25 protein-coding genes and 1 pseudogene are annotated in these 21,839 nt (G+C 50.6%); 5 read left to right on the forward strand and 21 right to left on the reverse strand.

The window, feature by feature from the left end:
• Positions 1–9 precede the first annotated feature (9 nt).
• Positions 10–924, forward strand: coding sequence for a LysR family transcriptional regulator (locus RAC60_RS12910; RefSeq protein ID WP_324028958.1), 915 nt, complete (start codon positions 10–12; stop codon positions 922–924).
• Between the two features lie 380 nt (positions 925–1,304).
• Here RAC60_RS12910 and RAC60_RS12915 read toward each other — a convergent pair whose 3' ends face one another.
• The 10 genes from RAC60_RS12915 to RAC60_RS12960 all read right to left on the reverse strand — a co-directional run bounded on the left by RAC60_RS12915 (position 1,305) and on the right by RAC60_RS12960 (position 6,542).
• Entirely contained in the window at positions 1,305–1,637 is a 333-nt protein-coding gene (locus tag RAC60_RS12915) for a DUF6572 domain-containing protein (protein WP_172913475.1), read from the reverse strand.
• 227 nt (positions 1,638–1,864) lie between these two features.
• Complete coding sequence (locus tag RAC60_RS12920) at positions 1,865–2,227, reverse strand: hypothetical protein (protein ID WP_172913476.1); 363 nt, start codon at positions 2,225–2,227, stop codon at positions 1,865–1,867.
• Positions 2,228–2,298: 71 nt separating this feature from the next.
• The gene (locus tag RAC60_RS12925; protein ID WP_324028960.1) at positions 2,299–2,928 is read right to left on the reverse strand and encodes a hypothetical protein; all 630 of its coding nucleotides are present in this window, start codon (positions 2,926–2,928) and stop codon (positions 2,299–2,301) included.
• A gap of 470 nt (positions 2,929–3,398) precedes the next feature.
• Positions 3,399–3,746 carry an immunity 8 family protein gene (locus RAC60_RS12930; protein ID WP_255421331.1) on the reverse strand — a complete coding sequence of 116 codons (348 nt, stop codon included), beginning with the start codon at positions 3,744–3,746 and terminating at the stop codon, positions 3,399–3,401.
• A 10-nt stretch (positions 3,747–3,756) separates the two neighbouring features.
• Positions 3,757–3,948, reverse strand: coding sequence for a hypothetical protein (locus RAC60_RS12935; protein WP_324028962.1), 192 nt, complete (start codon positions 3,946–3,948; stop codon positions 3,757–3,759).
• Between the two features lie 407 nt (positions 3,949–4,355).
• Complete coding sequence (locus RAC60_RS12940; protein WP_375093884.1) at positions 4,356–4,736, reverse strand: hypothetical protein; 381 nt, start codon at positions 4,734–4,736, stop codon at positions 4,356–4,358.
• Between the two features lie 304 nt (positions 4,737–5,040).
• The gene (locus RAC60_RS12945) at positions 5,041–5,367 is read right to left on the reverse strand and encodes a zinc ABC transporter substrate-binding protein (RefSeq protein ID WP_375093885.1); all 327 of its coding nucleotides are present in this window, start codon (positions 5,365–5,367) and stop codon (positions 5,041–5,043) included.
• A 14-nt stretch (positions 5,368–5,381) separates the two neighbouring features.
• Complete coding sequence (locus RAC60_RS12950) at positions 5,382–5,510, reverse strand: hypothetical protein (protein ID WP_269751055.1); 129 nt, start codon at positions 5,508–5,510, stop codon at positions 5,382–5,384.
• Positions 5,511–5,924 (reverse strand): hypothetical protein, encoded by a 414-nt coding sequence (locus RAC60_RS12955; RefSeq protein ID WP_324028968.1) that lies wholly within the window; start codon positions 5,922–5,924, stop codon positions 5,511–5,513.
• Between the two features lie 12 nt (positions 5,925–5,936).
• Positions 5,937–6,542 carry a VENN motif pre-toxin domain-containing protein gene (locus RAC60_RS12960; RefSeq protein ID WP_324028970.1) on the reverse strand — a complete coding sequence of 202 codons (606 nt, stop codon included), beginning with the start codon at positions 6,540–6,542 and terminating at the stop codon, positions 5,937–5,939.
• A gap of 38 nt (positions 6,543–6,580) precedes the next feature.
• On the opposite strand from RAC60_RS12960, the pseudogene RAC60_RS12965 reads away from it, so the two are divergent.
• Positions 6,581–6,682, forward strand: a pseudogene (locus RAC60_RS12965) (RstR family transcriptional regulator); the annotation flags it as partial.
• Positions 6,683–6,752: 70 nt separating this feature from the next.
• The gene (locus RAC60_RS12970; protein WP_375093886.1) at positions 6,753–6,959 is read left to right on the forward strand and encodes a hypothetical protein; all 207 of its coding nucleotides are present in this window, start codon (positions 6,753–6,755) and stop codon (positions 6,957–6,959) included.
• Positions 6,960–7,465: 506 nt separating this feature from the next.
• Here the strand turns inward: RAC60_RS12970 and dhaM are convergent.
• The 3 genes from dhaM to dhaK are packed head-to-tail and all read right to left on the reverse strand — an operon-like array spanning position 7,466 to position 10,611.
• Positions 7,466–8,887 carry a dihydroxyacetone kinase phosphoryl donor subunit DhaM gene (dhaM, locus tag RAC60_RS12975; RefSeq protein ID WP_058708257.1) on the reverse strand — a complete coding sequence of 474 codons (1,422 nt, stop codon included), beginning with the start codon at positions 8,885–8,887 and terminating at the stop codon, positions 7,466–7,468.
• A gap of 10 nt (positions 8,888–8,897) precedes the next feature.
• On the reverse strand, positions 8,898–9,530 hold the full coding sequence (dhaL, locus tag RAC60_RS12980) for a dihydroxyacetone kinase subunit DhaL (RefSeq protein ID WP_006118067.1): 633 nt from the start codon (positions 9,528–9,530) through the stop codon (positions 8,898–8,900).
• Between the two features lie 10 nt (positions 9,531–9,540).
• Positions 9,541–10,611 (reverse strand): dihydroxyacetone kinase subunit DhaK, encoded by a 1,071-nt coding sequence (gene dhaK, locus RAC60_RS12985; protein ID WP_058708256.1) that lies wholly within the window; start codon positions 10,609–10,611, stop codon positions 9,541–9,543.
• Positions 10,612–11,197: 586 nt separating this feature from the next.
• Here dhaK and RAC60_RS12990 point away from each other — a divergent pair.
• Together RAC60_RS12990 and dhaR are read left to right on the forward strand one after the other, a co-directional pair.
• Entirely contained in the window at positions 11,198–12,295 is a 1,098-nt protein-coding gene (locus RAC60_RS12990) for a glycerol dehydrogenase (RefSeq protein ID WP_375093887.1), read from the forward strand.
• 101 nt (positions 12,296–12,396) lie between these two features.
• Positions 12,397–14,313, forward strand: a complete 1,917-nt coding sequence (gene dhaR, locus RAC60_RS12995; RefSeq protein ID WP_058708255.1) for a dihydroxyacetone kinase operon transcriptional regulator DhaR — start codon at positions 12,397–12,399, stop codon at positions 14,311–14,313.
• 66 nt (positions 14,314–14,379) lie between these two features.
• Here dhaR and lpxO read toward each other — a convergent pair whose 3' ends face one another.
• From lpxO to proA, 8 genes are all read right to left on the reverse strand, one after another.
• Positions 14,380–15,288, reverse strand: a complete 909-nt coding sequence (gene lpxO, locus RAC60_RS13000) for a lipid A hydroxylase LpxO (protein WP_033738574.1) — start codon at positions 15,286–15,288, stop codon at positions 14,380–14,382.
• Between the two features lie 270 nt (positions 15,289–15,558).
• On the reverse strand, positions 15,559–17,307 hold the full coding sequence (locus RAC60_RS13005; RefSeq protein ID WP_058708254.1) for a glycosyl hydrolase family 28-related protein: 1,749 nt from the start codon (positions 17,305–17,307) through the stop codon (positions 15,559–15,561).
• Between the two features lie 199 nt (positions 17,308–17,506).
• The gene (locus tag RAC60_RS13010; protein WP_033738571.1) at positions 17,507–17,800 is read right to left on the reverse strand and encodes a hypothetical protein; all 294 of its coding nucleotides are present in this window, start codon (positions 17,798–17,800) and stop codon (positions 17,507–17,509) included.
• Positions 17,797–18,144 carry a hypothetical protein gene (locus tag RAC60_RS13015; RefSeq protein ID WP_006118062.1) on the reverse strand — a complete coding sequence of 116 codons (348 nt, stop codon included), beginning with the start codon at positions 18,142–18,144 and terminating at the stop codon, positions 17,797–17,799. The genes RAC60_RS13010 and RAC60_RS13015 overlap by 4 nt, the downstream gene beginning before the upstream one ends.
• Positions 18,141–18,608, reverse strand: coding sequence for a glycoside hydrolase family protein (locus tag RAC60_RS13020; protein WP_033738569.1), 468 nt, complete (start codon positions 18,606–18,608; stop codon positions 18,141–18,143). Before RAC60_RS13020 ends, RAC60_RS13015 begins: the two co-directional genes overlap by 4 nt.
• Before the next feature lie 187 nt (positions 18,609–18,795).
• Positions 18,796–19,074, reverse strand: coding sequence for a hypothetical protein (locus RAC60_RS13025; RefSeq protein ID WP_072193621.1), 279 nt, complete (start codon positions 19,072–19,074; stop codon positions 18,796–18,798).
• 418 nt (positions 19,075–19,492) lie between these two features.
• On the reverse strand, positions 19,493–20,224 hold the full coding sequence (locus RAC60_RS13030; protein ID WP_039338546.1) for a S24 family peptidase: 732 nt from the start codon (positions 20,222–20,224) through the stop codon (positions 19,493–19,495).
• A 359-nt stretch (positions 20,225–20,583) separates the two neighbouring features.
• Positions 20,584–21,837 (reverse strand): glutamate-5-semialdehyde dehydrogenase, encoded by a 1,254-nt coding sequence (proA, locus tag RAC60_RS13035; protein WP_006118058.1) that lies wholly within the window; start codon positions 21,835–21,837, stop codon positions 20,584–20,586.
• Positions 21,838–21,839: the final 2 nt, after the last annotated feature.

The following is a 21,839-nucleotide window of genomic DNA, read 5'->3' on the forward strand; positions in this document are numbered from 1 at the left end:
ACTGATACCATGAAGCCCGATCTGAATTTGTTGATCACGTTAAACGTCCTGCTACAGGAAAACAGCGTCAGCCGTGCCGCTGAACGGTTAAACCTTTCCCAGCCTTCCGTCAGTGCCCGGCTGGAACGCCTGCGTACTTTATTTAACGATCCGCTACTGATTCCGGTTTCCCATGGTATGCGTCCCACGGCGCGGGCCGAAGGATTACGTCTTTCGCTTGAAGAACTGGTTGCCAGGATCGATGAAGTCGTAGCCGAGCCGGGCCCCTTTGTGCCCGCCGAGGCAGACATCACCTGGCGTATTGCCGCCACGGATTATGGTGCGCAGACCGCGCTGATGCCGTTGATGAATACCTTACGTCAGGAAGCACCGGGCACCCGGCTTGCCATTCTGGATATGAAACCTGCGTTGATTGCACAGCAGTTAGAAAAAGGCACGGTCGATCTGGTGCTTCATCTGCGTGACGGCGTGCCTGACGGGCTGCATGTCCGCCCACTGTTTCAGGAGCGCTATGTGGTAGCAGGCCGTCAGGGTCATCCCGCCCTGCATTCTGCTATCACCGCCGAAGCGCTCTGCGCGCTGGAGCATGTGGTGGTGTCGCCAGACGGCGGCGGCTTTCGTGGGGTGACGGATACGGTGCTGGAAGCCAGAGGATTGAGCCGGAAAGTGGTACTCTCTGTACCCCACTTTTTGCTGATGGGCAGCGTGCTGAGCACCAGCGATTTAGTGGCGTTGATGCCGGAGAGAGTGGCGGCGATGATGCCGGGATTAATGACCGTGCTACCGCCGATGGCGATTCCAGGCTTTGAGCTGGTGATGCTGTGGCATGCGCGATCGCACCGGGATTTGGGGCACAGGTGGTTAAGGGAGCGGGTGGTGGGGAGGTTTCAGGATGGGCGTTGGAATGGTGAGGTTATGCAATAATGCTGAACCTATATAGTGTTGAACTTTAAAAAAAGCCGCTTTGCCATTCTTTCGTAAAGGCGCATATAAAAGACGTAACAGATTGCTCTGTCGCTAAAAATTTCAACTTAAATATATAAAATCTTCTGTACAATTATATTCATAACAAAATCAACATTCAAAAAATATAATTATGTATATTTTCATCCAAAACATCTGAAAGCTATCAATTCGCCAAGCAGACAAACATTCTAAAAAGCAAGCAAGTCTCTTTAATCTCTTAATCATTTCCATCAAAAAACTCAACTTAAGCATCAAAAAAAATTATAAGATGGTTTAATACCCCATAGCTTCAAATAAAAACTATAGCATGCAATTTTATAAAAATCTTTTTTTAAAAATCAACCAACATGGTGACTAATCAAATCAATATTGTACTCTTTTAATGCCACTTGAAATTTAGAAACAAAATCATCAACTTCTTTCGGCGGTAAAAATTTAAAAAAAACCTGAATGCAGAATTTACTTTTCCCACATAAAGCGGGAGATAACTCTCTCATTTGATCACTAAGAATGAAGTTTAAGTAAGCATTTACTTTATCTTGAAGCAAAAGCAAATGCCCATTAATATCATCCTCCCATGATAAATGATCTGTAATACCCAAAAGTACAAGCTCATCATCTTCATCCGATGCATTGATAAAATCGACCTTATTTACTTCTTCAATTGACATAGTTACTCCCTTTTACTTTCCGGCCTAATAATAATCACTTGGGTTGGCGGAATTTTAGTGCCTCTCTCAAAGCCGGGTTTGCCTACCGCTACTATAATAAAACCATTTTCTTTGGGTCAGAATGGCGAAGAGCTCTGATTTATCACTGCATTGATTTTGGGGAAAGGTCATTCCCCGAAAACCTCAAAAAGCACCTGGAGCTAAAACGGCTGTGCTTACAACAAGGTCTAGATTAGATCTTCACCATTTAAAAGCACAATGATATTTCCTTGCCCTAACTCTTGCCTGAACACGTCTGCTATTCCAGAAGTATTCAACTCAGGAAAGGATTTGTCATTCACTGCAATCATAAAATAAGATTTTGGCTCTTTTAGTCCAAACTCTTTAGCAATTGATAACTTAGTCTCATGATTGTACTTCTTAACACGATCATCAAGCAACGCAAGCTGCTGGCCACTTAAGATTATATGTGGTTCAAAAAGAAGATATGGGCCATCAAAGAGATGGTCGTACTTTTCCTTCACCACACTTAATCTTTCCCTCAGCTCATCAATACTTATTGATGTGTAACACGCTATATCAATTGACATATACCCGCCTTACTTAATTCGTATTGGATTTCCTGACTGGTCGATCACAATAACCTTATCCAACCCTTTTATTAGCCAATCACTAATTTTTTTTGCAAATCACTAACGCTTGCTTTTGTATCGGCCAAGTTGATAACAACATTGTTTGTTTGACCACTGTTCACTTTTTCTAAAACCCGGTCATAGATATTGCGAACCGAGTTAGTTTTAGGGACGATATTATCGAACACCTCACCATTAACTTTATAGTCTGGGTTTTTAACCCCTGCAGTTACGGGATTCTGCTCAACATGATAACCATTTTGAGACAGGATCACAGCTCCCTCGTTTTCTCGTTGGAGTGAACGTATATTTTCTGCTGATGCATTCGGCGGTAGCTTAGTTGGCTGACCACTTAAAGAACCGGTTGTAGCATTTCCAACATTATCAACATCAGCTTCAGCATTACCAATAGTGCTTTTCCGCGATAATCTCGTATCATCAGAAGTAAAAATTGTTCCGCCCGGCTTAGATATGGCACTTTGCGCAACCATACCACCAAATATAGCAGCAGTACCGAGACCTATGTTTAATGCCCCGTTGCTATAATTACCATCAATGACCTGGCCGACCCCAGTACCGGCTTGACAGCCCCCACCAACTGCCAGCGTTGAAGGTGCAATAATTAATCCCCGGAGCACCCGGCAAAGCGAGTAAAGCATCGGTTCCTAGTCCAGCCGGGCCGGATTGCACGCTATACCCTTTCAGATAACTCAGCGCCTCGTTTTATGCTTTGCTATCTCCTGTTGAGGCAACAAACGCCTTGCCTACAGGCAGAGACTGAATAGCGTCAGCCGCTCGTTGCAGGATGTATCCGTACAGAGACTGAAGTTCATAACCATACTGGTTAAGTAATCCAGCCCGCTCTTGCTTCTGGCCTTCTGTCAGTGGTTGCCCTGACTGGAACTTTTACAGCAACACATTACGGAGCATTTTTTTCGTGCGCACGAAAAATCATAGTTTACTGCTAATCCCTTCCCTGGGGTGTCGGGGCATCGCCCTGACTTGGGTGTTTTAGAGGCCTGCCGTAAGGCGGTACTCCAAAAACACATCTTGTCTGCCTGGTTGTGAAGAAATCAGGGTAAAGATCCCGACAGCTTGAACTGACCCCATAAAAGACGGGGTTTATCGCTTATGGCTGGTAGTCTTCAAATTCCCAGGCAAAAACGCGGGAGAGTTTTTGCGCTATCTCCATCCAGTCTTTACCTTCGCACTGATTGATATAATCGGTGATGGTCTTTTTGATCTCATCCAGATCGTATTTACGTACCAGAAGCGTATGCCGCATCAGCTCTGGCAGCCAGTGGTGCTTACAGAGCCATTCCGGGGTGCAGATAAACACATCAAAATAATCACTCCCTTTTTCTTGCTCAGAGCCGATAGATAAGGAAAGTGTAATTGCAATGGTTCCATCATCTTCGCCTGCATAGGTACGAGGATCTTTATGCATACAATCAATACCTTTTAATATCGCTTTCACCATCACCATCCTAATCTGTGATATTCAAATGACCGTTTCCGATTTTCAAAGATTCGCCTTTTGAATTAATGGGATATGTTTCAAAATTAGATTGAGTACCAGTCGTTGCATAAGGACTATTAGGTTTTTCAGATGCAGGTCTGTCCCCCCCTAGTACTATCAGCACTAATCCATCCGCCTTTACTGGTTTGCCTTGCTCCATCACCAACCCAGATCATCCCTAACCTATCGGCTTCGGTACGAGTACCATAGCCCATTGAAAAATCTTTTTTACCAGACCCATCACCTTTAATAGCTATTTCCAGCCTCGGATCCTGCTTCGCTATATTAGTCAGATTCTGTTGTACCAGGTCGACTTTTAGTTTCGGGGAAGACGCGGCGTTCTCTGCTCCACTTGATGGCTTACTTTCTGCCTGAGTACCACCGGCTCCGGGCTTCGCCGACGTTGTCGAGGGTTTCACTCCCGGCGTTAGCCCTTCATCAACAGCTTTACCAACACCAATACCCGCTATCCCTCAGGCAATATACATGGCTCCAAGCTGGTAGCCCACCGCAGCCCGGGCCGCCTCTTCACTCATACCAGTGCGTATGTACGCCGCCACCATGCCGTTAAATAGCACCTGCGTCTGCTTCGCCTCCGCACTGATGCCATTCAGCAACTGCTGTATCTACTGATAGCCTTCCTGCGCTTCCTTCTGATTCTGGTGACCCAGATTCTGATAGGTGCCCCTGCTTCTCCAGCATATCCTGCCGGGCGGCGCTACAGGCCTCTGCGCTGCCACTCATACAAGCATCAACCACCGCCTTACTGGTTTCCGCATCCTTGCGGTTAAGCATGTCTTTCTCTTTCTGCTCCTGCGGCGTCAGGCTCTGCTTGTGGTTCAAATCCGTCTGGCGGCTCTTCTCCGTGCTGCTCAGGTAATTATTCTCAACCGTAACCTTCCCGGCCTGTATTATCACATGTATATTCAAATATACCTGTCTTATCATTAAATGAACCTTCGGCTTGTAGCAATTTCCTTTCTATACCATCACCACCCTTAATGGTAAAAACCTTTCCTTCCATTAATTGCTCGCGGCTCAGATAACTGGCACCTCTATGAGTTGGATCTGGTTTTAATCCACTACCAATACAGTCTGCCTCAATTATTTTAAGATGAAACTTTGGCTGGAAGGGTTTCCGGGGGCGATTAATGATACCGGCGATCTGCCAATGTACAGACGCGGAAACGGGCATTTTGCGTAAGAACTGTTAAAACGTAAAACGATCCCGACTCAGGGGGCCGGGATCCTATCAAGGACCTTGCCATTGTAGTTTAGGCTTTAAATTATCAGGCACCATTTTAAACAATAACTTAATATATTCGGTGTGCTGATTATAATTAGGTGATATATCTTCTCTACATTTTTCAAAATAACTTTTAGCCTGATTATTCAGGAACCATACATCATGCTCTATCATATCTCGCTCCGCAATACTTTTAGGTAAGTTATGTATAAGTTCAGTTTCAAAATAGCAGGAGATATCTCTTGCCTTTACCCAAGCATTTTTTGACTGAATACTTCTTACATAAGGTAAGACAAGATTAAGCATCTGGATGTATATTTCTGTTTTTGTCATTATGATCAACCTTATCAGCGCTTAGGCATAGATACTGTTCCGGCAGGAGCACTTTTAACTTGAGTCCAAACACCATTTTTTAATAACTGATCAATATATTTTTCATCACCCGTCTGTATATATATATCTTGAGCAGCTACCATTCAATGGTTTCCTTCAGTTATATAAGAACGTCCCTGACTATCAATGTAACCAGCTATTTTCCCTTTAGGAGCAGAGAATTTAAAATCACCATTTAACATATCTTTTTTGCGCTTATCGACATAATCAGGGTTCCTCAACCCTACCTGTAAACTTTTAATCGTAACAGGATAAAACTGAGAAGTTATCGCAGCTTTTGCTAATTGAATTACGTCTTTCCCCGTGTTCGCGAAGGAAGCTAGTGCTGCCTGATTTTCTGGATCAGATACAAACGCCGCAAACTTTGTCCAGGCAGGGCTACTTTGATCTATCTTCGCCAGATCCTGACCATTCCACTGGTGGACGTAAGCTTTGGCTTCCTCACTGGTCATGACATCGGCACCGACACCACTCAACCAGCCGGGACGATCTGCCATATCATAGCCGCCCTAAGCGATTTCCTTATCAACAACTTGGGCTTCCAGCGGATTATCTTTCAGCTTCTGCTCAGTTTCAGTACTCTGTTTATCGCTAATCTGTTTCCACTTCTCGATAACAGCCTGGCAGTCACCACCGGATTTTCGACAGTTCGACAGCTCTTTATCGAACGTCAGTGACTGATCAGGACTCAGCGAGTTATTCTCAACCTCAGTCCGCGCCGCCGAGCCACCGCTTGCTGCCCCCATGCCACCGCTCACAGCCCCGCCCACTTCAGCACGTGCCAGCGTAGCGATATTGGCAATCAGATGTTTTTCATCGGCTGTAAGGAGAGCGGCTTCTTTACCGAAAAACAGCCTGCTTAGCACATCTTGGTGCCCAGAGAGCGGCAGCGGTGAATCCCCCCGCCGCTGCGCCAGCCACGCTACCGCCCTGAGCCCTGCGATAAGACCGGAGGCCAGTGTACGAAGCAGGATGCGCATGGCATCATTGTCACCGGATGCCTGCTTAAACATTTGAGCAAGTAGCGGTGCCGCACCTGCAGCGACTGCACCGCTGGCATTTCCACCTGCAAGCGCTGAGAATACGCCGCTGACTGCCTGCGCAGCAATCTGCATTATGAAGCCTGTGCCATATTTTCTTCTGTTTGCACGTCGAGGCTGTGCAGGCGATAGTACGTGAAGTGCTGGAGAGCCTGATTAGTAAGTATCAGTACCGCCGCTGGAACTTTGCAAGGAAGGCGGTTAAAGAAGGGTAGAAGACGTTATTTAGCGCAGACTAAAGATGCAGCTACACCAACAACCCGCTGACCGGGTAGTTCCTTCAGCATGCCCTTTTCCGTCAGCGCCTGCCAGCATGGTGTTAGCCATATTCCCGGCGAACTGGCCCGCCATGCTGGCACCCGAGCTCATACCGATGCCCTGATGTTCCGTTTTGTAGTCGGCCGCGTTATGCAGATCGGTAAAACCCAGCGTTCCCGTATCCAGACGGTTTTTATCCGCCCCGGCCTGAGATTTAACCGGACCTTGTTATAGAGACAAAAGTGAAGCTGCCGCATGAGCCATAACTGGACTCTTTCATGTCGCGCCTGACAGAGCGATTTTATTTACCGTAGGTAATGCTAAATCGCCACGCCCTTTCAGCTGACTGCCGTAATTAACTAAGCCTCCGTTGGCAGGGCCCATGACTTTTTCAGGTGGCGTTGATAATCCGATTCCGGCCTCAGTTATTAATTGAGCCGCTGACTAAATGAGATTGCAAAGTTGGTTCTGAGTTGTGTTGCTGTATTGAGAATGAAATGCTGATGCCAACGACGTTGGCTGGATCATCCTGTCCCTCACTGGCTGACAGATCTGTACACCAGTTAAAACGGCGTTCATCACCTGATTGGCAGCCAAACTCCTATTGCCCCTTTGACTGACCTACTGAGCCGCAACCACCGCCCTGTTAATAAGAAATTGATATTAAAATCAACGTACAATTGCGGTCTTTTAAGGGAAATAAAGCCCCCGAAGACCTCATCAGGGGCGAATGAAAAGCGCTAAAGACTTCTGATCTGTTGCCCGGCGACATCTATCATCAGCCTGTCCTCTGGCTGAATGATATCCAGCATATCACCCTGCTGACAGAGAAAGGCAACACCGGCTTCGCGGGCAATAATGGCAGCGTGAGAGAGCGCACTGCCCTCCCGCAGGCAAATGCCTTTTATCTGCTTCACATCCAGACTGGCGACCGCAGAGGGAAAGATGTCATCGGCAATCAGAATCGCGGGGACATCCGGTGTTGGAAGCGTAATCTCACGACCGCTAAGGTGACACAGGGTGCGGTGCAGGATGTCTTGAATATCGATAAATCTCGCCTGCAGGTAAGCATCATCCAGTTGCCGGTATTGCTGACTCAGCGCCATGAGTACCTCATACCAGGCGGATTCGGCACAGCACCGCGCCGCACGAATCTTCTCGCAGGCTTCATCAAACATATCTGCATCATCCAGCAACGTGTGATGCCCGGCGAAAATAGCGGCTACCGCCTCGCCATAATTCGCTTCTGCCCGTTTATGCAGCGCATCCAGATCACAGAGAGTGTCAGCGATTGCCTGCTTCAGCCGTCGGCATTCCTGCTGCTCATCGGCACATGGACGCCGGTCAGGCTGCGCCAGCGGCAAGGGATAAAACACCGCTTTACCCTGCACCTGTCCCGTGTCCGGTACCGTTGTCCTGAGCGACATCGTTTCAGGTTGCTCGCCAAAATTTTCCGCTGCCAGAGAGGTGAACGCTTCCAGCGCAGCGCCCGCTTCGGGGCCACGTGCCGACAAGGTAATCTGATCGTTACAGCGCACCTGCAGCAGAGCAATCTGGTTGAGACTGTCTGGCGTGACACACTGGTTATCTTTTTTCAGTACCAACTCCGCATCAAAGCCAGCCAGCGTGGCCACAAGCCGTGAAGCAGGACGGACGTGCAGGCCATGGTGATTTTTTACGGTCACCGTGACCGATTGTGCGTCCTCGTGTGGGTTAACGGTGGCGACGCTGGCAACGGCACTATCAGGTGCAATACCCAGTTGTGCCTGCTTCGCCTCCAGCGCCTTCATGGCCACCGTCATCACCTTTTCGATATCGGCACCCGCCGCCGCACTGACGGTTGCCGCCAGCGTACCTTCCACCAGCGGTGCGGCACACAAACGCACTTTGGCCGCAATGGCAGGATCAAGCAGCTCAAGCGCCGTTTCTGCACTTAACAGCGCACTTCCCATATCCATCATGACCAGAACATGATCCGCATCTGCCACCGATTCGATCGCCGCCATCACTTTCACGGGATCCGTGCCAATGGGATGATCAGGATCGTCAATGCCGGCAGCGACCGCCAGCTTGCAGCGATCGCCGGTTAACATTTGTCGCGCCAGCATCTCCACGCCGTTACCCAGCAACGCACTGTGTGACACGATCACCAAATTTACCATGTGCTTCTCCTTAAGCTTTGGCGGCGGCAGCCAGCATCTGCATCATAAACATCACCGATGTTGCCCCCGGATCCTGATGACCAATACTGCGCTCTCCCAGGTAACTGGCGCGGCCTTTGCGAGCCTGCATTGTAATGGTGGCGTGAGCGGCCGTTTCTGCCTGCTCGCAGGCGGCATCCAGCGCGGCGATGACCGACATATTTTGCTCACTGGCGTGCCGCAGTGACGCCACCACCGCAAGCCAGACATCACACATCGTTTTATCGCCGGGTTCCGCTTTTCCTCGATTCACCACGCCTTCGGCCCCTTCGCGTATCATTTGATACAGCTCTTCCAGCGTCAGGCTCTGATGTGCCTGTGTGACCTGCGCCGCCCGGATAAAGAAAGTGCCAAACAACGGCCCGCTGGCACCGCCCACATTGGAAAGCAGCGTCATGCCGGTATTTTTGAGGATAAAGCCAATATCCTTATCGGCAATCGCGGGCAGCTTCTCGACCACCTTACTGAAACCCCGGTGCATATTTAAGCCGTGATCGGCGTCGCCAATTTCGCGATCCAGGCCGGTGAGAAAATCACTTTCACGGGTAAAAACTTCACCACAGCGGTAAAGCCAGTTCACAATTTGGGCGCGGGTAAGTGACATGTCGAACTCCTTAACAGCCCCAGTTCAGGGCAGGTGTGTGTACCGGGGCATCCCACAGTGACAGGGCCTCATCATCCACGCTTAACAGCGTGATGGAAAAGCCCACCATATCCAGCGATGTGCAGTAGCTGCCCACCAGATTTCGCGCGATAGTGATGCCGCTTTCGTCGCAACGCTGAGCCAGGCGGTTATAAACACCATACAGTTCTGACAGTGGCGTAGCGCCCAGATTATTAACCAGCGCAATCACACGATCGCCGCGGGTTAATGCCTGCTTACTGTGTTTAACCTCTTGCCAGCTTCCGCTGTTTTGATCCCAGTGACGTAGGGTACGGCTGTAGTTGCCATTCTCCAGCAGCGTGTCGAACATCTCATCGGCCGTCTTGTCCAGCGAGGTAAAAGTACGGCGGTCGATGCCGGGTTCGCCATGAATCCCTACACCGAACTCCATTTCGTTGTCCTGAAGTTCGAACGAGCGTTTGCCGGCGGCGGGCACGGTACAGGCGCCTAACGCAATACCGATCGAGTGGCCCAGGTTATTGAGTTTACGTCCCAGCGCCGCACAGGCTTCCAGTGAATCGCCCCGCTCCGCTGCGGCGCCAAGCAGTTTTTCAATCAGTACCGTATTCGCCACACCACGTCGTCCTGTCGTGTAGAGACTGTCTTTTACGGCCACGTCATCGTCAACCACCACTGTGGTGACTTTTACACCGCTTTCGTGCAGCAGCTCGGTGGCGGTTTCGAAGTTGAGAATATCACCGGTGTAATTTTTGATTATCATCAGTACGCCTTCACCACCGTCAATTTTCATGGCGCATTCATACATTTTATCCGGCGTTGGCGAGGTGAAAATCTCACCCGGGCAGGCACCCGAAAGCATGCCCGGACCAATAAATCCGCAGTGCATCGGTTCATGGCCGCTTCCGCCGCCCGACAGTAAGGCAACCTTTCCGGCGACAGGCGCATCGGCGCGCGTCATACAAACTGGATCCTGATGCAGCGTCAGTTCAGGATGGGCACGAGCGAAGCCTGCAAGTTGTTCACTCAATACATCTTCCACACGATTAATCAGCTTTTTCATGGGTATGCTCCGTTAGCATCGGTTTGCCGCCGCTCTTGCCTTAGCAAAAGGGACAGCATTATCAGGAGAGCGAGACGGCGAAAAGCAGCGCGTCGGTGGAGTGATTCTTACGGAGTCGACAGGAAAAAAAATGCCCCTCTTCAGCGTTCCATAAGGGAACGTTTTGCTGCGTTATTATGTTTCGTTATGAAACGTTTTATCGCACTTACGGCGAAAAATGAGAGGCAAAGCAAGAAATCGGGATCGTTGCACGTGATCAATCTGTCTGAGCGATAAGCGTTTTATCCCCTCAGGCTGGCGCGCAGTCGCGTCCTTCCTCTCACATGGGTTCCGGGTAGTCTCTTAACCGCTAAGAGGCGATCGCGATCGCAACATGGCTTTTCGAGCGCGTTTATTGTTTCAGGATGGAACATAACTGGCCGTATGGCGTTCCATATAAGAACGTTGGCGTCAAAAATATTTCCCCTCACCGTTGATCGTAAAGTGAGTCGCGTACGCCGGTCATCATCCGGCTCACATCGCCAACTGAGCCAGAAAGATGCGCGCGTTCATCTTGCGAACATGTTCTTACTTGAGGGTGAAAGGAATGCCAAAAATTATTCAGTCTCCAGCGAAATATATTCAGGGCCCCGATGCCTTGTTGTCCTTTGGGGAATATGCCAAAAACCTGGCAAATCATTTTTTTGTGATTGCCGATGACGTTGTGATGAAACTGGCGGGCGATCAGGTCCTGTCCGGCCTTGCCAGCCACAGTGTGACCTGCCATGCCGAACGCTTTAACGGGGAGTGTTGCCGGACGGAAATAGAACGCCTGATGGCCCTTGTCGAACAGCATGGCTGCCGGGGCGTGATCGGACTGGGTGGGGGGAAAACGCTGGACACCGCTAAAGCCGTCGCCTGGTATCTGAAACTGCCGGTGGTGGTGATCCCGACCATCGCGTCGACGGATGCGCCCACCAGCGCGCTGTCGGTCATTTATACCGAATCCGGTGAGTTTGCTGAGTACCTGATCTATCCCAAAAACCCTGACATGGTGGTCATGGATACTACAATCATTGCCAAAGCCCCGGTTCGCTTACTGGTCGCCGGTATGGGTGATGCCCTGTCGACCTGGTTTGAAGCAAAAGCCTGTTATGACTCGGGCGCAACCAGTATGGCGGGAGGGAAATCGACCGCGGCCGCGTTAAGCCTGGCGCGTCTGTGCTACGAGACGCTTCTGGCTGAGGGCGAAAAAGCGCGCTGTGCCGCCCAGGCGGGCGTCGTCACGGAAGCCCTGGAACGTATTGTGGAAGCCAACACCTATCTGAGTGGTATTGGTTTTGAGAGCAGCGGTCTGGCTGCCGCCCATGCGATTCACAACGCATTTACCGTGCTGGAAGAGTGCCATCATCTTTATCATGGCGAAAAAGTGGCGTTTGGTACGCTCGCGCAGTTGGTACTGCAAAACAGCCCGACAGATGAGATCGAAACCGTGCTGAACTTCTGCCAGAAAGTGGGCCTGCCTGTCACGCTGGCACAGATGGGAGTGAAACACGGCATTGAAGAGAAAATAAGCGCGGTTGCCCATGCGGCCTGCGTGGAAGGCGAAACCATCCACAATATGCCGTTCCCGGTTACACCGGACAGCGTGTACGCAGCCATTGTGACTGCGGGTCTGCTGGGGCAGCAGTGGCTGTCACGTTAGCCGACTGCCGGTAACCGCTGGCCCGGGTATCACGGGCACCAGGCGTCCCTCTGACCGGATCTGTCAGAGGGATTTTCTATGGTTTTCTGGCGGAAAACGTGATGACGGGTTTACCTCCCCATAGCAATAATGACGGTTCAGTGGTGATTACGCAGTCATGGCAGCGCTGCAGTAAATATATGCAACGCGATAACTGGCAGACGCCACACCAGGCGCAGGGCCTGACCTATGAATCCATATGTCGACGTAAAGCCGCGTTGATAACCCTCGGTCAGGCGACGCTGGAGGATGCATGGGAATACATGGAAAACCGTGCCTGTGCGCTGCTCATTCTGGACGAATCAGCCTGTATTCTGACCCGCTGCGGCGCGCCTGAAACGCTGATGCAGCTTGACGCATTAGGCATGCGGGATGGCAGCTATTGTGCGGAAAGCATTATCGGTACCTGTGCCTTATCGCTGGCGGCGCTTGAAGGTCAGCCCATTAAGACCCACGGCGAACAGCACTTCAAACGGGCCCTTCATCCCTGGTTTTTCTGCTCAACCCCAATATTTGATAATCATGGTCGCTTATTTGGCTCCATTTCTCTGGCCTGCCAGGACAAGACGCAGGCATCGTCAGATCTTTCTCTGACGTTAGTCATTGCCCGTGAAGTGGGCAACTCGTTACTGACGGACACTTTGCTTACCGAGTCCAACCGCCATCTGAATCAACTCAATGGCCTGCTGGAAAGCATGGATGACGGCGTGATGGCCTGGAACGAGCAAGGCGTGTTGCAGTTTCTCAACGCCCGGGCCGCACGGATGTTGCATCTGAATGCGTTGACCAGTCAGGGAAAAATGCTGGCGGATTTGGTGACCCTGCCTGCCCTGTTGCGTCGGGCCATCACCCAGGTTCAGGCGCTGAAGCATGTAGAAGTCACGTTTGAAAGCCAGCACCAGTTTGTGGATGCCGTCATTACGTTGAAACCGATTGTTGAACCCCAGGGCAACAGTTTTATTTTGCTGCTTCATCCGGTTGAGCAGATGCGCCAGTTGATGACCAGTCAGTTAGGCAAAGTCAGCCATACGTTTGAACAAATGCCTGAAGAAGATGCGGAAACACGACGTTTGGTTTGTTTCGGCCGTCAGGCCGCAAAAGGCCGCTTTCCGGTCTTACTGTGTGGGGAAGAAGGCGTGGGGAAAGAGCTACTCAGCCAGGCGATTCATAATGAAAGCGACCGGGCGAGTGGCCCCTACATTGCGGTTAACTGTCAACTTTATGCCGACAATTCTCTGGGAGAGGATTTTACAGGCAGTGCGCCCGGCGAGGATGAAGATGGCCGGTTAAGCCGACTGGCGCTGGCCAGCGGCGGCACGTTGTTTTTGGAAAAGATTGAATATCTGACTCCGGCTCAGCAGTCTGTGCTGCTTCAGGTCATCAAACAGGGCGTACTGACCCGGCTGGATGCCCGGCGGCTTATTCCTGTTGATATCAAAGTGATTGCCACAACGACCACTAATCTGGCCCATCTTGTGGAACAGAATCGTTTTAGCCGTCAGCTTTATTACGCCTTACATTCCTTTGAAATTGCCATACCGCCTCTGCGGGCGCGCCGTCACAGCATTCCCTGTCTCATTAACACCCGGTTGCGCAGGCTGGAAAAGCGGTTTTCATCACGTTTTAAAGTGGATGACGAGGTTATCACGCAGTTAATGCAGTATGGATGGCCAGGCAATGACTTTGAGCTCAACAGCGTAATCGAGAATATTGCGATCCGCAGTGAAAATGGCCATATCCGGCTAAGCAACCTGCCTGAATCACTGTTTTCTGAACAGGCTGATAATACTGCCGGCACGGCGTTGTTGCCGGATGATTTGTCTTTTCGCGCCATTGAAAAAGAAGCGATTCTTCAGGCAGCCCGAATGACGCACGGCAAGGTACAGGCTATGTCGGCGATGCTGAATATTGGACGCACCACCTTATGGCGAAAAATGAAACACTATGCGATTGATGCCAGTGAGTTCAAACTAAAGTAAGGGCTGTCGGTTATATTCGCCAGCCAATGAGGCGGTCAGTCTGCGCCTGACCGCCTTGTTATTTTGCTACATCATACCCGGGACAATGATCGCCAAAAAGATCAGGGCAATTAAGCTATGTTTTACCCAGTAATAAAGGGTCCGGTTACGCTTTTTCAGCTTCTGTCCGGCATCGCGAACAGCATTAACGTATTTAAAAATCCGGTTAATGAATCCCGTTTTGTCATTCTCATCATTGGGCGAGGCGGCTGCCGACATTAATGTATTGCCAACCCAGTGATTAACCGCCTGTGCCCAGCGCCATTTCATCGGCCGCTCAATATCGCAGAACAGAATAATGCGCGTTTGCTCGCTTTCATTCTGCGCCCAGTGCACATACGTTTCGTCAAAAATCACCGCCTGACCATCGCGCCAGCTATGGCGCTGGCGATCCACTTCGATGAAACAACGGTCGTCATTGGGCGTCACCAGGCCAAGGTGATAACGCACCGATCCCGCGTAGGGATCGCGGTGTTTACCTAAATGACTGCCTGCAGGCAGTTCTGCAAACATGGCTGCTTTGATGGACGGGATCTGACTCACCAGTGCCGTGGTCACAGGACACAGCTGCTGTGCTGAAGGGTGCACATCGCTATACCACTTAAGGTAAAAACGTTTCCAGCCACGTTTAAAGAAGGTGTTAAAACCTGCATCATTATGGCTTTGTGCCGCTTTGATGTGATCCTGAAGCCGTATCGCCTCCTCACGGATAACCTCCCAGTTATCGGTAAGCTGACGAAGTTCAGGAAAATCATCCGTCGGGAAATAAGGCTGTTTTGCCGGCAACCTGGAGAAGCCCGTCATAAACATATTGATGGGCGCCATAAAGGTCGAGTGATCAAATAACTGACGTGAAAACTTTTGCTTTTCTACACCGCGTGAGTGCGCATAGATAACGCTAATAATAAAAATACCAATGATAATGGCAGCCACCATACAACGTGTTCCTTGTGTTGCAAGAATGGAGTGTTTCTTGCGAAGAGTTATTGGGACTTTAATTTTTAGTATTGAAACGTAAAAATTTTTGTCATGCAGTGCGCTTTGCGTTATCACTCATGGCGAATAACGGCAGGTTGTTTAGTAAAGGTTTATAAAACGGAAGCGATCTGTCCGCACAGCGCGTCAGATCATCGCAATAACACTTCAACATCTGCCAGCATGTAAATAAACGTCGCGAGGCCGAAGCCTCGCGAATGTGTATGCATGCTAATCGTAATACGCCACCTTCCGATCGACGCCGTTTATATTCATCAGCACAAATCCGGTCGGCGTTGTTTTATTTGTCGGCGAGCCTTCTGCGGTCGCCAGGGTTACCACCCCTTTTTCATTGGCGCCCAGCCCCGCTACACCATTGTGAAGACCAAAGCGTGCAGCGGGTTTTAGCGTCCCGACTTTTGTGACGTCATCAACCTGAGACATATCACTCTGGAAAAGTGAGCAGGATCCGGTGTCAAAGCGCGTCGGCCCGGTCGTTTTCAGGTTAAACATGGTCTCACCGCTGTTAGCGCGCAGCTTGACCCACACGCCAGCATAGGTGGTGCCCACCCGGTTGTAGCGAATATCCATAACAGCAGGTTGACCCATGTGGCAGGCATCCGCCCAGACGGTATCCAGCCGTTGTAGGTTGATCCACGTTTTCCCTGTACCCGGCATGTTAACGGGTGACGTAGCAGTTCCCGAAGGCGTGGTGTTATCCGCTTTGCCAATCAACTCAATAACCCATTGCTGATTGGGTGAAGGGAAAAACACCTGGCCCAGGCGATACCAGTTATCCGTCGCAGTATTATTCACGACTTTATAGCCACTGAAGTACCCTGCCCGTAGCGATCCACTCATAAACGTGCCGTAGTTCTCGTCGCGGCGATAGCCATACTCGAAAGTAGAAAGCCATTTGCCCGTGACCAGATCCTGACTGAGCTTTGCGCCCGCCTGCAGGTTAATATGGCGCATTACCACGCGCGCATTATTGAGGATTAAAGGTGCACTACAGTCTTCGACGTTGAGCGTATCAATTGTCCAGCCGCCATCAGACAGATCGCCGGGATTACGCGTATGTTCAATCCACACGTTGCGCATAATCGCCTGTGTCATGCGCGGCATGTAAAGCGTGGCATCGCCATAGCCTGTCTGGAAATTCGCGTTGCACAATTCAACCGCCGTGGAGTGATCCCACACGCCATTGGGCGAATTTGACCAGCCAATATCAAACACCCGTGAGTAGGTGGTATTGGTGTAGATTTGCTCAAACTTACTGTCGAGCGTGTCCTGCAGTTTAAAAATCGTGCCGCCACTGCGCTGGCCGCGAAAACAGCTAATATTGACGATTTGCCCTTCCACACAAATATTTTCAAAGAAAGGCTGAGTGTTGCTGCACATCTCGGGGGTGATGGTGGCTTTATTGGCAACAATATCCGCGCTGGCTTGCCCGTCCCAGGTGATACCACGGATCGTCGTCCTACGGGCTTTAACCTTAAACAGCGTATTGGCGCTTTTGTCGGAGATAAGGGTTGTGCCAGGCAGAGAACCCAGCGCCAGGTCATCGCCGGCCAGACCAAAGAACGGCATTTCTGTATCACTCAGGTCCATTGGCATGATCAGGAAACGTCCGCCGGGAAAACGGACCGGTAAACCTTTCATATTTTGGCTGTAAGTTTGTGACCAGCCAAGAATACGTTTAAACGCATCGGTGTCATCGGTTACGCCATCGCCTTTCGCGCCAAAATGCAGGATGTTAACTTCACGTGGATCGTTAATCGAACGCTTCCAGTAAAAGTTATTGCCAACGGCGACTGTACCGCCATCGTCTTTTAACGTGGTGGTGCCGGTGAATCCCACAAAATCACCGCCGCCCCGGAAACTGGAGTCTTTGTCGTAGTAGCGTTTTAACATGGCAATTTCACCTGCTTTTGACGGCACGGTAGTACGCAGCTCAGCAAATGAGTTGACTTCAATCATGATATCCTCCTCAGGATAAGGGTTTATAAATCATTTAGTTAACTATTTTGACGATGAGGGATGTCCACAGAGGGCATCCCAGAGATCGTTATGGGCATTGATGGCGCGCACAGTGCGAATGTCTGCCTTCTGCGCGTCATCGCCATGGGTGTAAATAGGGGAAAAGAGAATGCAGGCTGAATCGTTAGAGATGATGGGTTCAGGGCTGGTTATATTTGGACTGCTGCAACTTGTCGCGAGCAGCAGCATCATCAAGATTGAGGTTATCAGTCGCCACACGCTTCGCCTCCTCACTATTGTGTTGCTGTTGATGAGTAATCTTCGTCAGGCGGTCTGCCTCTTGCCTGGCCCCCTCGGCTTCTGACTGCGCCTGCTGTTGCACCTTGCCAATTTTTTTGCCACCGAAGTAACTGGCTCCCAAAGCCGCCATCAGCGCACCCAGCGCAGCCAACCAGTGCCAGCCACCGTTGGTTAACAGAGAAAAAAACGTCATGACTCCATCTCCTTACTTTGCCGTTTTTCATTGAGCAGGGTTTTCTGGCGAACAAACTGCGCAATCACGCCCATCGCCACCATGAAGGCACCGATAAGACCCAGATAGTTGTGGGGAAGAATGCTTTTTACGTCCTCCGGCAGTGTTTGCCAGGCATTGAGCGCAGAAGACGGAAACGACTGAACCCAGGCACTGAGCATCGATCCCAGCGAGGCAAGCCATACAGACCAGGTTTTAAACAACAATTTGGCGTGAGAAACAAACTGAAGCGTGGTGAAGCGCTGCATTAACAGCAAAATGATAATGACGCTTAACACCGCGATAATGAAAAGTAACCATCTCATAGTAACCCCCGGTAGACGTCATAGTTTCCGCTGCGCATCACTTCGGCATGACGCCGGACACGGCCCGGTGTCTGCCGCGCCCACAGGCTGTTGAGCATGGCCTCACCGGCCTCAACAAAGTTTTCCTGGGCAATCGCGTTGAGCATGTTTTTAAACTGCAAAATGCCATCTACGCCAAGCTGATAGGCCATACTCATCAGAACATCGGTACGCGCCTCATTACATTTCTCCAGCGCCAGCTTAATGGGCGCACGGCTTTGCATATCTGTGATCTTGTTTTCCAGAATGCATTGCTTCCAGACATCCCCGACCCGCCGGGGAACCCGCATGACATAGTTACTTAGCGATGCGCCTTTCGGGCCAATACGGATGCCGCCTGCAACGGTAGGAAACCCCAGCGTATCGAGATAGGGCATTTCTGCGTAACCCTCTTCAAAATTCAGAATTGCAATAATCTGGCTCATAAAAACTCCTCATAGACGATGCAGACATAACCGACCGGACTGACAAAACATAAAACAAACTGATTAGTGCAGGGATAAACGCAGCGGCGATGTCGGGTGAACATGCAGCAGCATTGAAGCATTTACAAAAGGTCAGAAAGGATGGAGATGTCTGCGACAGGCGTAAAATCAGTGACGAAAAATTCGTTCAACGGACCGCATAGAGATGAACATGGGGCAGGCAGCAATTATCAAATCCTGATATCTCCTGGCTTCTCAGGCGCGGTGCGGCAATCGCGCGATCAACAGCCGATATCACTTGCCGCTGACAGATTTGCTCTGCGCGGCGAAGCGTGCGGGTTTCGGGTGGACAGTTAAGTGCTTCGTCAATACTGTGTTTGAGACGGTTAAGAGGTTGACGCCGCTGATGACGGCGAGTTCGTGCATTGCCTGTAAAAACGCTTTTGCCATACTGGATTATCGCCATAACTCCTCCTGTGAATGAGTCTTTGGCGATAGGGTGGCAGGCAAGCATTTTCGCTCCGTTGAACACGCCTGAACGTCGCGGAATGCTGTTCACAGGCACTCCTCCCGGCTGAATAATCAGTCAGGTGGAAGGGTAAGCAAAGGGTTCGGGCGGCATCTGATGACACTGCACGGTACGCATCCACCCCATCCCAAAGCTCATTAGCGTTGGGGGGTTGATTCGCGCTTGTGCAGCGCCTCAATTGTTTAAGAGCGTTTCATCCTGGAGGTAACAACTTTTTTCGTCCCTGCTCAAATTATTAACAGGTTCTTATGCTTTATCAAACACCACTGGTTAATTTATTTTTTACCATAAGTTAACTTTTTGAATTTAGACCGATTATTTTTTCACTTAAGGATCATCAGTCTGACTGAATTGCCTAACCCAGAATATGATACTGCCTGGCCTGGCTCATGATCACCTTTGCAAGAACGGTTAAACTGCCCGCATCATTCCGGTCCAGATACCAGGTCTCGTAACGTTTATTATCTGAGATAACAGCAATTCTTTTATGCTGCAGTTGCAGGCGTTTGAGGTAAAGTCTGTCGTCCAGCGTAAAGATGTAGATGCCATCTCCGTCGAATGTCTGCACGCTAATGTCCACAAACAGCTGATCCCGTGGGGCAAATGTGTCTGACATGGCATCGCTGTTCATTGCGATTAACCGAATATGATCGGCCGGGCGGCCGCTGAACAAGATGCGGGCTTCCTCCTGCCCGTATTCGATAGCCTTAATCGTTTCAACGAAGTCATCCCCGACGGGAACCCCCATTGCTGACGTTTGCCCCAGGTCAAAACTGTTAACGCGAAACGTGCTTTTTTGGCACGGCATATCCTGCAGTAAATACGGTTCCGGTGTCTGCTCCATGCCATATTGCAACCATTCTACTCTGACACCCAGTAACTGGCTGAGCGCCAGAAGATTGCCGTTATCGGGCACGGACTGCGCGTTAAACCATTTCCACACGCCGGGTGCGGAAATCTGACAACCCTGCTGTTGCAGCGCACAGGCGACCTGCTTATTTCGGCCATGACCGGTGATGCCCGCACTTTCACACGCGGCGATCAGCCTGGCAGTGAACGCTTGTTTGATACTCTCTTTTTTAACCATCAGTTAATAATCAACCATGAAAGAGGTGCTGAATGTTATTTTCGTTATTGCTACCAGTTCATTTTATATTACCGCCCGTTGACTACCTAACGGCATTGCCAGGCATTTTTGATTATTGTTAACCGTTATTATGCCAAGCGAAGCATAAAATCAGGCGTTAAGCCGCGTCTGACCTCACCTTTCAGTAATCTTGTGTAAAAAATTGCGCCCTACCTTCATCGTTTCTGATGAACAACCTCCCTCTTACTGACTAAAAAGCGGCCAACGGGCGAAAAACTCTACCATTGAGTGGTGCGAAAAAAGCCATCTAAAAAAAACGGGAGCCTGCACAGGCTCCCGTTTTATTCACTAAAATGCGGTTATGCACGCAGGCTGTCGTCTCCCCAGCCAATCCATTTATAGGTCGTCAGCGCCTCCAGGCCCATTGGACCACGGGCATGCAGTTTTTGCGTACTGACCGCGACTTCCGCGCCCAGACCAAACTGTGCCCCGTCGGTAAAGCGCGTGCTGGCGTTGACGTAAACAGCAGACGAGTCAACCTGCTTAACAAAGCGCGCGGCATTTTGTGTGCTGCGTGTCAGGATAGCGTCTGAGTGCTGCGTGCCGTGCTCGCGAATATGCGCGATAGCTTCATCCATATCGGCAACCCGTTTAACGTTGAGATCAAGCGACAGCCATTCATCGTCGTAATCGCCCTGTTGGATGGCGGTAACGCTGGCCGGTCCCTGCTGCAGTTCACTCAGGATACTGGCATCAGCATGCAGCGGAATGTTCTCCTCTGCCATGCGGGCCATAAAAGCGGGCAGAAAGCGCGCCGCCATGGCCGCGTCGATCAGCAGCGTTTCGAGGGAGTTACAGGCACTCGGACGCTGCTTCTTGGCATTCACGATGATATCCAGCGCGGCGTCGATATCCATCGTGTCGTCGATATACATATGGCAAACGCCAATGCCGCCAGTAATCACCGGAATAGTGGAGTGTTCGCGACAGAGTTTGTGTAGTCCGGCGCCCCCTCGCGGAATCAACATATCCACATAGCGGTCCAGTTTTAGCAGTTGATTGACCAGTTCCCGATCCGGATTCTCAATCGCCTGAATGGCAGCTGATGGCAAGCCGTGCTGCTGCAAAGCGTTTTGTATTACCCGGACGGTAGCCGCGTTCGTCCGCCATGTCTCTTTCCCTCCACGCAGGATGGCCGCATTGCCGGTTTTCAGGCACAGGCTCGCCACATCCACCGTGACGTTCGGACGCGCTTCATAAATGACGCCGATCACCCCTAACGGCACCCGGCGGCGCTCAATGCGCAAGCCGCTGTCCAGTAAACCACCATCGATCACCTGCCCTACCGGATCGGCGAGCCGACAAACCTGGCGAACATCGTGGGCAATCGCACTGAGGCGCGCGGGCGTCAACGTCAGGCGATCGAGCAATGCGGCGCTCATGCCGTTCTGCCTCGCCTCAGCCAGATCCTGCTCGTTTGCCGCCAGGATCCCCTCGCTTTCTGCCTCAAGCCGATCGGCGATAGTCAGCAAAACCTGATTTTTTTCTGCCGCAGACAGATCCGCCAGTTTCCAGGCCGCGGCGCGCGCCGCCTTTCCCATTTCTTCAAGCATGT

The organism is Pantoea sp. BR_17 (assembly GCF_041955125.1).
GTDB classification, from domain to species: domain Bacteria; phylum Pseudomonadota; class Gammaproteobacteria; order Enterobacterales; family Enterobacteriaceae; genus Pantoea; species Pantoea stewartii.

Bases quoted from the DNA above. Each gene is read 5' to 3' on its own strand.
- RAC60_RS13015 (WP_006118062.1), bottom strand. From the start codon at position 18,144: ATGAGATGGTTACTTTTCATTATCGCGGTGTTAAGCGTCATTATCATT.
- dhaL (WP_006118067.1), bottom strand. From the start codon at position 9,530: ATGTCACTTACCCGCGCCCAAATTGTGAACTGGCTTTACCGCTGTGGT.
- RAC60_RS12955 (WP_324028968.1), bottom strand. From the start codon at position 5,924: ATGGCAGATCGTCCCGGCTGGTTGAGTGGTGTCGGTGCCGATGTCATG.
- RAC60_RS12925 (WP_324028960.1), bottom strand. From the start codon at position 2,928: ATGCTTTACTCGCTTTGCCGGGTGCTCCGGGGATTAATTATTGCACCT.
- RAC60_RS13030 (WP_039338546.1), bottom strand. From the start codon at position 20,224: ATGGTTAAAAAAGAGAGTATCAAACAAGCGTTCACTGCCAGGCTGATC.
- dhaM (WP_058708257.1), bottom strand. From the start codon at position 8,887: ATGGTAAATTTGGTGATCGTGTCACACAGTGCGTTGCTGGGTAACGGC.
- RAC60_RS13025 (WP_072193621.1), bottom strand. From the start codon at position 19,074: ATGGCGATAATCCAGTATGGCAAAAGCGTTTTTACAGGCAATGCACGA.
- RAC60_RS13020 (WP_033738569.1), bottom strand. From the start codon at position 18,608: ATGAGCCAGATTATTGCAATTCTGAATTTTGAAGAGGGTTACGCAGAA.
- RAC60_RS12960 (WP_324028970.1), bottom strand. From the start codon at position 6,542: ATGCAGATTGCTGCGCAGGCAGTCAGCGGCGTATTCTCAGCGCTTGCA.
- RAC60_RS12915 (WP_172913475.1), bottom strand. From the start codon at position 1,637: ATGTCAATTGAAGAAGTAAATAAGGTCGATTTTATCAATGCATCGGAT.
- RAC60_RS13010 (WP_033738571.1), bottom strand. From the start codon at position 17,800: ATGACGTTTTTTTCTCTGTTAACCAACGGTGGCTGGCACTGGTTGGCT.
- dhaR (WP_058708255.1), top strand. From the start codon at position 12,397: ATGACGGGTTTACCTCCCCATAGCAATAATGACGGTTCAGTGGTGATT.
- RAC60_RS13005 (WP_058708254.1), bottom strand. From the start codon at position 17,307: ATGATTGAAGTCAACTCATTTGCTGAGCTGCGTACTACCGTGCCGTCA.
- RAC60_RS12940 (WP_375093884.1), bottom strand. From the start codon at position 4,736: ATGATAAGACAGGTATATTTGAATATACATGTGATAATACAGGCCGGG.
- RAC60_RS12935 (WP_324028962.1), bottom strand. From the start codon at position 3,948: ATGGAGCAAGGCAAACCAGTAAAGGCGGATGGATTAGTGCTGATAGTA.
- RAC60_RS12920 (WP_172913476.1), bottom strand. From the start codon at position 2,227: ATGTCAATTGATATAGCGTGTTACACATCAATAAGTATTGATGAGCTG.
- proA (WP_006118058.1), bottom strand. From the start codon at position 21,837: ATGCTTGAAGAAATGGGAAAGGCGGCGCGCGCCGCGGCCTGGAAACTG.
- RAC60_RS12910 (WP_324028958.1), top strand. From the start codon at position 10: ATGAAGCCCGATCTGAATTTGTTGATCACGTTAAACGTCCTGCTACAG.
- RAC60_RS12990 (WP_375093887.1), top strand. From the start codon at position 11,198: ATGCCAAAAATTATTCAGTCTCCAGCGAAATATATTCAGGGCCCCGAT.
- RAC60_RS12950 (WP_269751055.1), bottom strand. From the start codon at position 5,510: ATGGTAGCTGCTCAAGATATATATATACAGACGGGTGATGAAAAATAT.
- lpxO (WP_033738574.1), bottom strand. From the start codon at position 15,288: ATGGTGGCTGCCATTATCATTGGTATTTTTATTATTAGCGTTATCTAT.
- RAC60_RS12945 (WP_375093885.1), bottom strand. From the start codon at position 5,367: ATGACAAAAACAGAAATATACATCCAGATGCTTAATCTTGTCTTACCT.
- RAC60_RS12970 (WP_375093886.1), top strand. From the start codon at position 6,753: ATGCCCTTTTCCGTCAGCGCCTGCCAGCATGGTGTTAGCCATATTCCC.
- dhaK (WP_058708256.1), bottom strand. From the start codon at position 10,611: ATGAAAAAGCTGATTAATCGTGTGGAAGATGTATTGAGTGAACAACTT.